The organism is Streptomyces sp. YS415 (assembly GCF_023544665.1).
Classification (GTDB): Bacteria; Actinomycetota; Actinomycetes; order Streptomycetales; family Streptomycetaceae; genus Streptomyces.
In genome coordinates, this window is record NZ_JAMJFL010000050.1 from 15,203 (window position 1) to 28,622 (window position 13,420).

Sequence of the window (13,420 nt, forward strand, 5' to 3'; positions counted from 1 at the left end):
TCAGACCGCCTCTCCCTGCCGGGCGGCCGCGAGGCGGACCGCGTCCATGATCTTCTCGTAGCCCGTGCAGCGGCACAGGTTGCCCGAGAGCGCCTCACGGATGTCCGCGTCGCTCGGGCTGGGGTTGCGCTCCAGCATCTCGTCGGCCGCGACCAGCAGGCCCGGCGTGCAGAAGCCGCACTGGACGGCGCCGGCGTCGATGAACGCCTGCTGGATCGGGGAGAGTTCGGTGCCCTCGCCGGTGTGCGAGTCCTGGCCCTTGGCCCGCCAGCCCTTGGCCTCGTCGGCCGAGGTGCCGCAGGCGCCGGTGGCGCAACCGCCGTGCTCGGCGCGCTGCTTGGCGAAGTCCGCGAGCCCTTCGACGGTCACCACCTCCCGGCCCTCGACCTGACCGGCGGCGACCAGACAGGCACACACCGGGGCGCCGTCCAGGCGGACCGTGCAGGAGCCGCACTCGCCCTGCTCGCAGGCGTTCTTGGAACCGGGCAGGCCCAGCCGCTCGCGCAGGACGTAGAGCAGGGACTCGCCCTCCCACACGTCGTCGGCTTCCTGCGGACGTCCGTTGACAGTGAAGTTGACACGCATCAGGCGACTCCCTCCGTGCGGGCGGCGGTGCCGCGGTAGGACTCCCAGGTCCAGGTCAGCGTGCGGCGGGCCATGATGCCGACCGCGTGGCGGCGGTAGCTCGCCGTGCCCCGGACGTCGTCGATGGGGTTGCAGGCGGCGGCGCACAGGTCCGCGAACTGCTTGGCGACCGACGGGGTGATGATCTTGCCGTTGTCCCAGAAGCCGCCCTCGTCCAGCGCGGCGTTCAGGAATTCCTCGGCGGCCTTGGCCCGCACGGGTGTGGGGGCGGCCGAGCCGATGCCGGTCCGGACGGTCCGCGTCGCCGGGTGCAGCGCGAGCCCGAAGGCGCACACCGCGATGACCATGGCGTTGCGGGTGCCCACCTTGGAGTACTGCTGGGGCCCGTCGGCCTTCCGGATGTGCACCGCGCGGATCAGCTCGTCGGGCGCGAGCGCGTTGCGCTTCACGCCGGTGTAGAACGCGTCGATGGGGATGCGGCGGCTTCCGCGCACCGACTCCACCTCGACCTCGGCGCCCGCCGCGAGGAGCGCGGGGTGGGCGTCGCCGGCCGGGGAGGCGGTGCCGAGGTTGCCGCCGACGCCGCCGCGGTTGCGGATCTGCGGGGAGGCGACCGTGTGCGAGGCGAGGGCGAGACCCGGCAGCTCGGCGCGGAGGTTCTCCATGATCCTCGTGTAGGGGACGGAGGCGCCGAGCCGTACGCTCTCCTCGCCGACCTCCCACTCGTAGAGGTCGCCGACGCGATTGAGGTCGAGGAGGTACTCGGGCCGGCGGTGGTCGAAGTTGATCTCGACCATCACATCGGTGCCACCCGCAATCGGCACAGCGGTGGGGTGCTCTGCCTTCGCGGCGAGCGCCTCCTCCCAGCTGGCGGGGCGAAGGAAGTCCATGACCGGCTCTCTTCTTCGTCTCAGTGCTCTTGGAAGTCGTACAGATTGAGCCAATCCGTGTGCGGCGGGCGCGGCTCGTTCACGTGCTGTTAACGCGGAGTGGTGTCAGTACACCGCCCCGTCCTCCACCGGGGTCAGTCACGGAAACCATGAAGGAGTTGGCTGGCCAGGTAGGTCATCTTGTAGATTCGTATGAACGGAGGTCATCAGCAACCTCCTGGTTTTCCTCTGGAAACGTGCGGCGCACACCACGTGACCTGGGACACAGCCGAATCGTGACCCCCGACCCGGTGCGTGTCACCCACCGGCCCGCCGGACGGGCCCGAACCTCACCCCTCCACCCAGATCCATCGTAGATTTCGAGACAAGGAACGGCGGCGACGAGAATGCGGCTGCGCGCACTGCTGGACACGGACGCGCTGGGCCTCAAGCTGCTCGGCGGCGAAGAGGAGCTCGACCGCACCGTCCGTGGCGTGATGACCACGGACCTGCGGGACCCCAGCCGCTATCTGTCGGGCGGCGAGCTGGTCCTCACCGGCCTGGCCTGGCGCCGGGACGCCGACGACTCGGAGCCGTTCGTCCGGATCCTCGCGCAGGCCGGGGTGGCCGCCCTCGCGGCCGGCGAGGCCGAGCTGGGCGATGTCCCCGAGGACCTGGTGACCGCCTGCGCCCGGCACCGCCTGCCGCTGTTCGGCGTGCACGAGTCGGTGGCCTTCGCGACGATCACCGAGCACGTCGTACGGCAGGTGTCCGGGGAGCGGGCGGGCGATCTCGCGGCCGTCGTGGACCGGCACCGGCGCATGATGACCGCGGGGCCCGCGGGCGGCGGCCCGGACGTCGTCCTCGACCTGCTGGGCTCGGACCTGGATCTGCGGGCCTGGGTGCTGTCCCCCACCGGACGGCTGATCGCCGGGTCCAAGGTGGGCGGCCCGGCCCTCCCCGCCGGCCTGTGTGCCCAGCTCGCCGCCGAGCACCTGGCCGCCGCCCGCACCGGCCGGCGCGGCCCGTACCGGATCACGCTGGACTCGACGCCGTACTCCCTGTTCCCGGTCCGCAGCACCGGCCGCTCCCCGGGGGCCTCGCGGGACGTGCGCGAGACGGTGCTGTCGGACTGGCTGCTGGCCGTGGAGGCGGACGCCGGGGACTGGCCCGAGGAGCGGCTGGACCTGCTCCAGGGCGTCACCCAGCTGATCGCCGTCGAGCGGGACCGCCGGGACGCGGCCCGCACGGTGCGCCGCCGGCTGGCCCAGGAGGTCCTGGAGCTGGTCCAGACGGGTGCCGCGCCCGCCGAGATCGCGGCCCGGCTGAGGGTGGCCGCACCGGTGCTGCTGCCCGGCCTGGGCGCGGCCCCGCACTGGCAGGTCGTGGTGGCCCGGGTGGAGTGGGAGGGCGGCGCGGTGGAGGGCGGCCCGGTGGCGCAGTCGCTGCTGGAGGAGATCCTGGTCGACCCGCTGACCACCGGCCCGGAGCCCTCCGACCGCATCGCGGTGGCGCACACGGGCGACGAGGCGATCGCGCTGGTCCCGCTGCCCGCCGTCTCCGCCGAGCACGACGGCTCCGAGACGGGACTCCTCGCCGACCAGCTCCTGGAGTCGGTCCGCGACCCGCTCTCGGCGGGCCTCGACGACGACGGCCGGGTCACGCTCGGCGTCAGCGCGGCGGTGCACTCCGCCGAGGGGCTGCGCGGGGCGCTGGAGGAGGCGCGGCACGCCCGCCGGGTCGCGGCCGCGCGGCCGGGACGGGTGTGCGCGGCGGGGCACCAGGAGCTGGCCTCGCACGTGCTGCTGCTGCCGTTCGTCCCGGACGACGTCCGGCGCGCCTTCACCGCGCGGCTGCTGGACCCGCTGCGGGACTACGACCGCCGCCACCGCGCCGAGCTGATCCCGACGCTGGAGGCGTTCCTGGACTGCGACGGCTCCTGGACGCGGTGCGCGACCCGGCTGCACCTCCATGTCAACACACTGCGCTACCGGGTCGGGCGAATCGAGCAGTTGACGAGCCGGGACCTGTCCCGGCTGGAGGACAAGCTCGATTTCTTCCTGGCGCTGCGGATGAGCTGAGGTCACGCGGGCATACCCCTGGTGGGGTCGCGGTCCCACGACTTTGTGAAATCCTTCACCTACCCTCTTGGCCTGCGTGGGCCGCAGATGCTGAAATGCGGCCACCACTCAAAGCTCAAGGGCGTGCTCGGGGAGGGCAACGTGGCGCATATCGCCATGTCTGGTAACGGAACGACCGCCGGTGACGATCCACTCCAGACCGCGATATGGCGCTTGCGCTCGCGGGCCTGCTGGGCCGACGCGGCGGCCCTGCTGCGGCCGGAGACCCCGGCGGCCGCGCTGCAACGGGCGTCGCTGCTGGTGGAGCGGTGCCTGTACACCGAGCAGGGCTGGGAGGACGCCGAGGATGCGCTGCGTACGGCGGAGGCCGCGGCGCACAGCGACGAGGAGCGGGGCGCGGCCGCTTGTGAACGGGGGCAACTTGCCTACGCGGCCACGCTGCACACGGTCCGGGACCGCGCCGACGAGGCACGGGCGGCGCTCGGGCGGGCGGCGGCGCTGATCCCGCCGGGGGCGCCGGGCCGGGCCCTGCTGGACTTCCGCCGGGGTCTGCTGGCGGAGAACCTGGCGCACTCGCCGCAGGCGGCGCGGGCGGCCTACCGCCGGGCGCACGCGGCGGCGACGGCCCACCCCGATCCGCTGCTGCTGTCCTTCACCTGGCGCCATCTGGCCGGACTCGCCCTGCGGGACGGCGAGTTGGCGGAGGCCCGGCACGGCTTCACCGAATCCCTGCGGATCCGCGAGGAGTTGGGCTACCTGGTGGGCACGGCCCCCGCGCTGGCCTCGCTGGCGGACACCGAGCCCGAACCGGAGGCCTCCCGCCTGCGCGAGGAGGCACGCCGCCTGTTCCGCCTCCTGGGCGGCGTACCGACCTGGCTCGCCCGGCACTTGGCCCAGACACCCCCGGCAACGGACGCGGCAACGGCGTGAATCCGGGGCCCACGAGGGGGCGTCGGGTTTACGGGGCCGAGGCGAAGTGGTCGTCCAGCAGTGTCCGCACCGCTTCCATGTCGCGGGCGATCAGCGCGTCCAGCAGGGCCGTGTGCTCGGCCGCGTCGGCGATCAGGTCGACGCGGCCGCGGGCGGGCTGGGGGCCGACCAGGGGCCACTGGGCTCGGCGGTGCAACTCCCCCGCCACCTGGACGAGTTGCTGGTTGCCGGACAGGGACAGCACCGCCGCGTGGAAGGCGCGGTCCGCTTCGGCGTACGTCGCCCGGCAGCCGCTGGAGGCGGCCCGTACCGTCGACTCCGCGAGCGGGCGCAGGCCGGCCCAGCGCTCGGGCGGGACCGTGCGGGACAGCCGGATCAGCACCGGGACCTCGATCAGGGCGCGCACCTCGGCCAGTTCCGCCAGTTCCCGGGCGCCGCGCTCGACCACCCGGAAGCCCCGGTTGGGCACGACCTCCACGGCCCCTTCGAGGGCGAGTTGCTGCATCGCCTCACGGACCGGGGTGGCGGAGACACCGAAGCGCTCGCCCAGTACGGGCGCCGAGTACACCTCGCCCGGCGCCAACTCCCCCGCCACCAGCGCCCTGCGCAGCGCGTCGAGGATCTGCCCGCGCACCGAGGAGCGCTGGACGACCACGCGCGGACGCGGCATCGACGGTTCGCTGTGGGTGTGTTCGCCGCGGACCCGCGCCGTCTCCGCCGCGCCGGGCTGGGCGGGCACGGCCCCGCCCCGGACCCGCTCGGCTGCCCGCGCCTCGGCGGAGCCCTGCGCACCCTGGTTCACGGGCTCCTCCTGCGGACGTGTCGGTCTTGGGGTCATTACGGCGGGTTGTCACTCATCCGTCAAGCACCATAAGCGCCCGGGCCCCCAGTTCAAATCCGCCCGATCTTCGGTAAGGTAAGGCTTACCTGAAAACCGCACTGAATCGGGAGTCCCGGATGCCTGTGCCCCGTTCGGCCACCACGGACGCGTACACGCGGCTCACCGAGGTCCTCCCGTCACTCCTGGTGACCGAACTGGATCCCGCGGACCCGGCCCCGACCGGCTCCGGCTGGGTCAACGCCGCCGAGCTCGCCGCCGGGGGCGCCCCGCTCGACGCCTTCCTGGCCTGGGACGACGAGCAGGTCCTGCGCGACTACGAGCAGCGGGCCCGCCCGGACGTCACCGCCAGCTTCGGACTGCACCGCTACGCCTGGCCCGCCTGCCTGCTGATCACCGTCCCCTGGTTCCTGCACCGCCGCGTCCCCCGCCTGCCCGTGACGCATGTCTCCTACGACCGCACCACCCCCGACCACCCCATCGGCCGGATGGCGGTCCGCCCGACCGCCGGCTTCGCCTGTCTGCCCGGCGACCCCGCGGCCGGCCTCCCGGGCGCCCGGGTGGTCCCGGACGAGGAGGCGCTGCGCGCCGAGGTCCGGGCCGCCGTGGCCGAGCACCTCGAACCCGTCCTCGCCGGGTTCGGTCCCCGCATGCGCCGCCGGGGCCGTGCTCTGTGGGGCATGGCGACCGACGAGATCGTCGAAAGCCTGTGGTACGTCGGGCAACTCCTCGGCGAGGAGGAGCGCGCCATGCGCGAGCTGGAGCTGCTGCTGCCCGGCTCGACCAAGCCGTACGCCGGTTCCGCCGCCTTCCGCGTGCTGACCGGGCCGGACGGGAAGCCGCTGTCGACCCGGGACCGGGTGAGCTGCTGCATGTTCTACACCCTGCGCCCCGAGGACACCTGCGCCACCTGCCCGCGCACCTGCGACACCCAGCGCGTCAGCAAGCTGCTGGCGACGGCGAGTTGAGCCGGCGCGGGGCACGTACACCCCGCCGGGTCCCGTAAGATCGACTCCGCCGACCGCCCGCGGGGTTTCAGGCGTTTCACAACTTCCTCACTCGTCGCAGGAACTTTCCGTGGAACCACCCGTACGGGTAGTCTTATTCGAACTCAACTCCCGCCCCTCACGCGGCAGTTCGAGCAGAACGTCGCCCTGGGCATTCCCTTGCACTTCCTTGGCGGCCTCTTGCCCCGAAACCCCCTGAGGGCCGGTGGGATTGGGCCACTATGGCGGGCGTTACGCCCTATCCCAATGCAAGGGACCCCAGATGAGACTGACCGACATATCGCTGAACTGGTTGCTTCCGGGCGCCGTACTGCTCCTGGGCACGCTGGTCGCGATGGCGGTGCTCACGCGCGGAAAGCGCTCCTCGGGGAAGGACACGAGTTCCGACGACTCGTGGGAGCGCAGCGAAGAGCGCCGCAGGCGCAAGGAGGCCATATACGGCACCGTCTCCTATGTGCTCCTGTTCTGCTGTGCCGCGGTGGCCGCGGCGCTCTCCTTCCACGGCCTGGTCGGCTTCGGCGAGGAGAACCTCGGCCTCACCGACGGCTGGCAGTACCTGGTCCCGTTCGGCCTGGACGGCGCCGCGATGTTCTGCTCCGTGCTCGCGGTGCGCGAGGCGAGCCACGGTGACGCGGCACTCGGCTCCCGGATACTCGTATGGACGTTCGCGTTCGCCGCGGCCTGGTTCAACTGGGTGCACGCGCCCCGGGGGATCGGCCACGACGGCGCCCCGCACTTCTTCGCCGGCATGTCCCTGTCCGCGGCGGTGCTCTTCGACCGGGCACTGAAGCAGACCCGCCGGGCCGCCCTGCGCGAGCAGGGCCTGGTGCCGAGGCCGCTGCCGCAGATCCGCATGGTCCGCTGGCTGCGGGCGCCCCGGGAGACCTACAAGGCGTGGTCCCTGATGCTCCTGGAGGGTGTGCGCAGCCTGGACGAGGCGGTCGAGGAAGTGCGCGAGGACAAGCTGAAGAAGGACGAGCAGCGCATGCGGCGCCGCGAGGCGCAGCGCGTGGAGCGTGCCCAGCTCAAGGCCATCAGCCGCGGCCACCGCGGGTTCGTCGGCCGGGGCGGCGGGCGCCAGGTGGAGGTGGAGGTCCAGGCCGTGGAGCGCGGCGGCTCCGACCGGGTCACCGCGGAGCCTGCCATATCGTCGCCGGAGCAGCTGCCCGTACGCTCGCGTCCCTCACTTCAGCCCGCCCGCACCGGTTCTGAGCCGGTGACCGTCGACCTCACCGCTGAGGACGACACCATGGCCCTGCCGCGGCTGGACTCCCTGGAGCGCAAGCTCAAGGATCTGGAGCAGCAGTTCGGCTGAAAACCGCTCTCCCAGGACGAGCCACGGGAGGGGGTACGACGTCAGGTCGTACCCCCTCCCGTCGTTGTGCGGGCCCTCGTTCAGGCGGCCCCGGCGCCGAGTTCGAACCACACCGCCTTGCCCACCGCGTGCGGCCGTACGCCCCACGCGTCCGCGAGGGACTCCACCAGCGCCAGCCCCCGGCCGTGCGTACCGTCGTCGGCGTCCGGTACGCACACCCTGGGCCGGTGGGCCACGAAGTCCCGTACCTCCACCCGCAGTCCACCCGGTCCCAGGGTGGCGGTCAGTACCGCGTCATGGTCGGTGTGGACGAGTGCGTTGGTGACGAGTTCGCTGGTCAGCAGCTCCGCTGTCTCCGATCGTCCCGGCCTGCCCCAGTGCCGCAGCAGCTCCCGCAGTTCCCTGCGCGCCTCGGGCACCGCCCTGAGGTCGGCGCGCCCGAGCCTGCGGCTGAGCCGGCACATCGGCGCCGGTTCCGTGCCGCCGTCCGCCTTGTCCTGAGCCGTGTTCGCCGGGAAGGTCCCCATCGCTACGGGACCGCCCCCTCTTACCTGCCTCTTCATGACCCCCGCCCGCGTGCCGATGTCGTTCCCTCCTGCTCGAACACGTTCACGGGATCCATGCCCCGTCGGGCACGGGGCAGTCATGTCGAATCGTCAACGACCAGGCGTTCGGCCACAAAGGGGGCAGTGGCCCACCGGCGGGGTCGGCAGCGGGGTGCGTGGGGCCGCCCTCCCGACCCCCGTGGCGAGAGGGCGGCCCCGATCCCCCCGGCGCCACCGCGGTCAGTACAGCTTGTTGACCGCCTTGGTGGTGGTCTTCTTGAACGCGGACACCGGAGCGTCCGAGAAGTCGCCCAGCTGCGACCAGTCCACGACGGTGACGGTCCTGCCGTCCCGGCCGACGGAGAGCAGCCGGATGTCGGTGGCGCCCCACGTGGTCTCGGTGTGCAGACCGTGCACGCGGGCGCCCTCCTCGACGGGGAGCGAGCCGTAGGACTTGTACGTCGCCTCGATCTCCGGGTCGGCCTCGATCCGCCCGGCGCAGCCCTTGAACTCCTTGTTCAGGCTGCTCGCCAGGGCCTTGGCCTTGGCGGTGGTGCCGACGACGATCGTCAGCTGCCGGGCGCTGGTGTCCAGGTCGGTGTGGAACGGCCGGTACCGGGAGTCGTAGGCGAGCAGCGCCTCCTCCAGGCAGAACCGCATCTCGTCCGGGACTCCGTCGGTGACCTGGCCGGCGGTCCAGGCCGAGGAGGGGTGCGGCGGGAGCTGGGAGGCGGACAGGAAGCGGGGCGTGCTCGCCGTCGTCGGCGCGGCTCCGGCCGGTACGGTGAGGGCCGCGCCGACGGTGAGGCCGGCGACGGCGAGTACGGTGGCGGCGCCTGCTCGGGTGCGCTTGGGCATGAGTGTTCCCCCGTGGGTGAGTGTGGATGCGGGTCGTCGTCATCGCGCAGCCGGCTGGTCGGGCCGGCCGTCGTCGGTGCGACACCTTGAGCATCAGCGGTCACAGGACCCGGACGCAACAGGGGACGCGGCTTTCCCCGGGGTGGAACCATCCCAGGCCGTCTGACGTGCAATTACATGGGTGCCTGGGATGCCGTCCCGGGCGGGAGAACACGGGGGACGGATGTCGGCACAGGACGACGTCGGGGAGTTCGCCGCACTGCTGCGGCAGTTCAAGGAGCGGACCGACCGCAGTTACGGCTCGCTGGCCCGCCGGCTGGGCATGAACACCTCCACGCTGCACCGCTACTGCGCCGGTGACGCGGTCCCCCAGGACTTCGCCCCGGTGGAGCGCTTCGCCGCGCTGTGCGGGGCGTCGGCGGAGGAGCGGATGGAGCTGCACCGGCGCTGGCTGCTCGCGGTGGCGGCCCGGCAGCGGCCCCGGGGCACGGCGGCACCCGACGCGCCCGCGCAGACGGAGCCCGAGGGCACCCCCGCGCAGGAGGAGCCCGAGGGCACCGCGCCCGAACCGGTGCGGGAGAGCGCCGCGCCCGCACCAGCGCCCGACGAAATCCCACCGGAACCGGCGCCCGAGGACGCGACACCGGCACCCGCGCCGGTCCGCCCCTGGTACCGCCGACGGCGGAGCACCGTCGCCGCGGCCGTGGCCTCGGTCCTCCTCGCCACCGTGGGCACCCTCTCGGCGCTGGACACCGGCCCCGACTCACGCGCGAGCGACCGGCCCCAGGGCGCGCCCAAACCCCGTACGACCGCACCCGCCACCACGAAGAGCCCGTCCCCCGGATCGCCGAGCCCCACGGCCACCGGCCCCTCCCCCGCCACGTCCGCATCCGCCACGGCGAAGCCCTCGCGGCCCGCCGTCGACGGGAGCAGCGGCGCGCCGTCCGCGCAGGGCGAGCCGAAGGAGGGCGTGCCGCTCACCTGGACCGCGGACTCACACGTCTGGTCGGAGGGGTGCGGGCACGACTACGTCATCGGCGAGCCGCCCGCGCAGGTGCCGCCGCCGCCCGCCCCGCAGGACGCCAGGGCCTGGGCCGGGGCGCAGGGCGCGGTGCACGGGCGGGAGACCATGGTGCGGATCTCGGTGCAGGGACGGACGTCCACGGCGGTGATCCTGGAGGCGCTGCGGGTCCGGGTGGTCGGCCGTGCGGCACCCGTCGAAGGCAACGCCTACGCCATGGACCACGGCTGCGGCGGGGCGGTGACCCCGCGCTCCTTCGACGTCGACCTGGACAAGGACCGGCCGATCGCCCGCCCGGTCGACGGCAACGACGCGGGCACCACGATCCCGGCGATGCGCCTGCCCTACCGGGTCTCCGCCGAGGACCCCGAGGTGCTGCTCGTCACCGCCCGCACCGAGGGCTGCGACTGCCGCTGGTACCTGGAACTCGACTGGTCCTCCCAGGGCCGCACCGGCACGCTCCGCATCGACGACCGCGGCAGCCCGCTGCGCACGACGGGCATCAAGGGCCTGCCCCGGTACGGGTACGACACCTCGGCACGCGAATGGGGACCGTACAACCCCTAGGGCCGGGGCACGTTGCGGAGGTTGGAGCGGGCCATCTGGAGCATGCGGCCCACTCCGCCGTCCAGGACGATCTTGGAGGCGGACAGGGCGAAGCCGGTGACCATGTCGGCTTTGATCTTCGGCGGGATGGACAGGGCGTTGGGGTCGGTGACGATGTCGACGAGGGCGGGGCCCTTGTGCCTGAAGGCGTCCTTGAGGGCGCCCGCGAGCTGCTTGGGCTTCTCCACGCGTACGCCGTAGGCGCCGCACGCCTGCGCGACGGCCGCGAAGTCGGGGTTCTTGTTCGTCGTGCCGTACGACGGGAGCCCGGCGACCAGCATCTCCAGCTCGACCATGCCGAGCGAGGAGTTGTTGAACAGGACCACCTTCACCGGCAGGTCGTACTGGACCAGCGTGAGGAAGTCGCCCATGAGCATGGAGAATCCGCCGTCGCCGGACATCGACACCACCTGGCGGCGGCGGTCGGTGAACTGGGCGCCGATCGCCATGGGCAGCGCGTTCGCCATCGAGCCGTGGGAGAAGGAGCCGATGACCCGGCGGCGGCCGTTCGGGGTGAGGTAACGGGCGGCCCAGACGTTGCACATGCCGGTGTCGACCGTGAACACCGCGTCGTCGGCGGCGATCTCGTCCAGCACCGAGGCCACGTACTCCGGATGGATGGGGACGTGCTTGTCCACCTTCCGGGTGTACGCCTTGACGACTCCCTCCAGCGCGTCGGCGTGCTTCTTGAGCATCTTGTCGAGGAAGCGCCGGTTCTCCTTGGTGCGCACGCGCGGGATCAGGCAGCGCAGGGTCTCGCGCACGTCGCCCCACACGGCGAGGTCCAGCTTGGTGCGGCGGCCGAGGTGTTCGGGCCGGATGTCGACCTGGGCGATCTGGACGTCGTCGGGCAGGAAGGCGTTGTACGGGAAGTCGGTGCCGAGCAGGATCAGCAGATCGCACTCGTGGGTGGCCTCGTACGCGGCGCCGTAGCCGAGGAGGCCGCTCATCCCGACGTCGAAGGGGTTGTCGTACTGGATCCACTCCTTGCCCCGCAGGGCGTGCCCCACCGGGGACTTGATCTTCTCGGCGAACTCCATGACCTCCGCGTGCGCACCCGCCGTACCGCTGCCGCAGAACAGGGTGACCTTGTCGGCCGCGTCGATCAGCCGGACCAGCCTGTCGATCTCCTCGTCGCCGGGGCGGACCGTGGGCCGGGTGGTCACCAGGGCCGTCTCGACGGTCTTGTCGGGGGCGGGCCGGTCGGCGATGTCGCCGGGCAGGGAGACCACGCTGACGCCGGAGCGGCCGACCGCGTGCTGGATGGCGGTCTGGAGCAGCCGGGGCATCTGCTGCGGGCTGGAGATCATCTCGCTGTAGTGGCTGCACTCGCGGAACAGCCGGTCCGGGTGGGTCTCCTGGAAGTAGCCGAGGCCGATCTCGCTGGAGGGGATGTGCGAGGCGAGGGCGAGGACGGGGGCCATGGAGCGGTGGGCGTCGTAGAGGCCGTTGATCAGGTGCAGGTTGCCGGGGCCGCAGGAGCCCGCGCAGGCGGTCAGCTTCCCGGTGATCTGGGCCTCCGCGCCGGCGGCGAAGGCGGCGGTCTCCTCGTGCCGCACATGCACCCAGTCGATGCCGGGGTTGCGGCGTACGGCGTCCACGACGGGGTTGAGGCTGTCGCCGACCACGCCGTACAGGCGCTCGACTCCGGCGCGGACGAGGATGTCGACGAACTGCTCCGCGACGTTCTGCTTGGCCATGGCTGCGGATACCCCTTCGGATCGCCTGCTCGGGGTTCCATTGGAGGCACAGGGGCGCGCGGTTCGCTCGGTCAGTTCTCCCAGACGGCGGCGGCCGTACGGTCGTCGGCGTAGCCCTTGACGCGGACCTGGGTGTCGGCGAGGAAGGCGGCGAGCCCCGGTGCGGTGGGGGCGGACCACCGGCCGGTCAGATGGCGGGCGAGGTCCGCCTCGCCGCGCAGGGGTTCGGCGAGGCCGCCGGTGCACATCAGGAGCGTGTCGCCCGGACGGGCGACCGAGGCCCGGAAACGGAACGGCTCCCGGGGCGGTTCCGGGGCGGGCTCGTACGGGCTCGGCGGCTTGGGGATGCCCAGGTCCATGGTGAGCCGGTCGCCCTCGGGTGTCTCGGACGGCGGCGAGCCGAAGCCCACGACGGGCTCGCCCACGACGTCCGTGACCCGCGGCTCGATGTCCTGCCACTCGCCGTCCCGCAGCCGGAACAGGCCCCCTGCGCCGACGCCGAAGAAGACGCGGGTACGGCACTCGGGGTCGGCGGGGAGCAGGAGGCAGCGCAGGGTGGCGGCGTACTCCTCCGGGTCCACGCCCAGTTCGGCCGCGCTGGCGCGGAGCTTGCCGAGGCTGCGGTCGGTCAGGCGGTGCAGTCCGGACTTCAGGTCGCCGCGGCGGCCGGCGCGGATGTCCTCGGCGAGGCGGGCGTGGCTGCGGCCGACGGCCCTGCCGATCCAGTGGCAGGCCTCGGCGGCGGCGCGGTGGGCGCCGGGGGTGGCCCGGGCGCCGGTGGCCATGGCGACCAGGACGAGCGCGGTGTCGCCGGTGCCGAAGCGGGCGGTGAGGAGGGAGTCGCGGCGGGGCTCGCCCCGGTAGCGGGCGGAGTCGCCGCGGACGGAGGCGGCGCGCAGGGTGCAGACGCCGTACTGGGCGCCGTCTAGGACGGTGTCGGCGACCAGGTCGTCCAGGTCGTCGGGGTCCGCGGGCGGGAGGGCGGTGGGTTCGGGCTCGTAGGTGGGCGGGCCGGAGCCCACGTACTCGACAGCCGGAAGGGCCGGGTCGGCCATGACCGCGGCG

12 protein-coding genes are annotated in these 13,420 nt (G+C 72.9%); 5 read left to right on the plus strand and 7 right to left on the minus strand.

What is annotated here, in order from left to right; translation table 11 throughout:
- Together M8H82_RS34535 and M8H82_RS34540 are read right to left on the minus strand one after the other, a co-directional pair.
- Positions 1–585, minus strand: a complete 585-nt coding sequence (locus M8H82_RS34535; RefSeq protein WP_250079374.1) for a (2Fe-2S)-binding protein — start codon at positions 583–585, stop codon at positions 1–3.
- Entirely contained in the window at positions 585–1,475 is an 891-nt protein-coding gene (locus M8H82_RS34540) for a xanthine dehydrogenase family protein subunit M (RefSeq protein WP_250079375.1), read from the minus strand. Before M8H82_RS34540 ends, M8H82_RS34535 begins: the two co-directional genes overlap by 1 nt.
- Positions 1,476–1,861: 386 nt before the next feature.
- Here M8H82_RS34540 and M8H82_RS34545 point away from each other — a divergent pair, with 386 nt between their 5' ends.
- The gene (locus M8H82_RS34545) at positions 1,862–3,535 is read left to right on the plus strand and encodes a PucR family transcriptional regulator (protein ID WP_250079377.1); all 1,674 of its coding nucleotides are present in this window, start codon (positions 1,862–1,864) and stop codon (positions 3,533–3,535) included.
- 156 nt (positions 3,536–3,691) lie between these two features.
- Positions 3,692–4,465, plus strand: coding sequence for a hypothetical protein (locus tag M8H82_RS34550; protein ID WP_250079379.1), 774 nt, complete (start codon positions 3,692–3,694; stop codon positions 4,463–4,465).
- 28 nt (positions 4,466–4,493) lie between these two features.
- Here M8H82_RS34550 and M8H82_RS34555 read toward each other — a convergent pair whose 3' ends face one another.
- Positions 4,494–5,267 carry a GntR family transcriptional regulator gene (locus M8H82_RS34555; RefSeq protein WP_250079381.1) on the minus strand — a complete coding sequence of 258 codons (774 nt, stop codon included), beginning with the start codon at positions 5,265–5,267 and terminating at the stop codon, positions 4,494–4,496.
- Between the two features lie 155 nt (positions 5,268–5,422).
- Here M8H82_RS34555 and M8H82_RS34560 point away from each other — a divergent pair, with 155 nt between their 5' ends.
- A complete protein-coding gene (locus M8H82_RS34560; RefSeq protein WP_250079383.1) occupies positions 5,423–6,271 on the plus strand; it encodes a (2Fe-2S)-binding protein in 849 nt (282 codons plus the stop codon).
- A gap of 301 nt (positions 6,272–6,572) precedes the next feature.
- Complete coding sequence (locus M8H82_RS34565) at positions 6,573–7,625, plus strand: DUF2637 domain-containing protein (RefSeq protein ID WP_250079385.1); 1,053 nt, start codon at positions 6,573–6,575, stop codon at positions 7,623–7,625.
- 80 nt (positions 7,626–7,705) lie between these two features.
- Here M8H82_RS34565 and M8H82_RS34570 read toward each other — a convergent pair whose 3' ends face one another.
- Positions 7,706–8,089, minus strand: a complete 384-nt coding sequence (locus M8H82_RS34570) for an ATP-binding protein (RefSeq protein ID WP_308293301.1) — start codon at positions 8,087–8,089, stop codon at positions 7,706–7,708.
- Positions 8,090–8,410: 321 nt separating this feature from the next.
- Positions 8,411–9,028, minus strand: coding sequence for a hypothetical protein (locus M8H82_RS34575; protein ID WP_250079388.1), 618 nt, complete (start codon positions 9,026–9,028; stop codon positions 8,411–8,413).
- 223 nt (positions 9,029–9,251) lie between these two features.
- Between M8H82_RS34575 and M8H82_RS34580 the strand changes: the two genes are divergently transcribed.
- Entirely contained in the window at positions 9,252–10,616 is a 1,365-nt protein-coding gene (locus M8H82_RS34580; protein WP_250079390.1) for a helix-turn-helix transcriptional regulator, read from the plus strand.
- Here M8H82_RS34580 and M8H82_RS34585 read toward each other — a convergent pair.
- On the minus strand, positions 10,613–12,355 hold the full coding sequence (locus M8H82_RS34585; protein WP_250079392.1) for a pyruvate dehydrogenase: 1,743 nt from the start codon (positions 12,353–12,355) through the stop codon (positions 10,613–10,615). The two genes, M8H82_RS34580 and M8H82_RS34585, sit on opposite strands and share 4 nt — an antisense overlap.
- Positions 12,356–12,426: 71 nt before the next feature.
- On the minus strand, positions 12,427–13,410 hold the full coding sequence (locus tag M8H82_RS34590; RefSeq protein ID WP_374211738.1) for a protein phosphatase 2C domain-containing protein: 984 nt from the start codon (positions 13,408–13,410) through the stop codon (positions 12,427–12,429).
- Positions 13,411–13,420: the final 10 nt, after the last annotated feature.

Coding starts and splice junctions, on each gene's coding strand:
- M8H82_RS34575 (WP_250079388.1), bottom strand. CDS start 9,028: ATGCCCAAGCGCACCCGAGCAGGCGCCGCCACCGTACTCGCCGTCGCC.
- M8H82_RS34590 (WP_374211738.1), bottom strand. CDS start 13,410: ATGGCCGACCCGGCCCTTCCGGCTGTCGAGTACGTGGGCTCCGGCCCG.
- M8H82_RS34580 (WP_250079390.1), top strand. CDS start 9,252: ATGTCGGCACAGGACGACGTCGGGGAGTTCGCCGCACTGCTGCGGCAG.
- M8H82_RS34550 (WP_250079379.1), top strand. CDS start 3,692: ATGTCTGGTAACGGAACGACCGCCGGTGACGATCCACTCCAGACCGCG.
- M8H82_RS34560 (WP_250079383.1), top strand. CDS start 5,423: ATGCCTGTGCCCCGTTCGGCCACCACGGACGCGTACACGCGGCTCACC.
- M8H82_RS34540 (WP_250079375.1), bottom strand. CDS start 1,475: ATGGACTTCCTTCGCCCCGCCAGCTGGGAGGAGGCGCTCGCCGCGAAG.
- M8H82_RS34535 (WP_250079374.1), bottom strand. CDS start 585: ATGCGTGTCAACTTCACTGTCAACGGACGTCCGCAGGAAGCCGACGAC.
- M8H82_RS34545 (WP_250079377.1), top strand. CDS start 1,862: ATGCGGCTGCGCGCACTGCTGGACACGGACGCGCTGGGCCTCAAGCTG.
- M8H82_RS34565 (WP_250079385.1), top strand. CDS start 6,573: ATGAGACTGACCGACATATCGCTGAACTGGTTGCTTCCGGGCGCCGTA.
- M8H82_RS34570 (WP_308293301.1), bottom strand. CDS start 8,089: ATGTGCCGGCTCAGCCGCAGGCTCGGGCGCGCCGACCTCAGGGCGGTG.
- M8H82_RS34585 (WP_250079392.1), bottom strand. CDS start 12,355: ATGGCCAAGCAGAACGTCGCGGAGCAGTTCGTCGACATCCTCGTCCGC.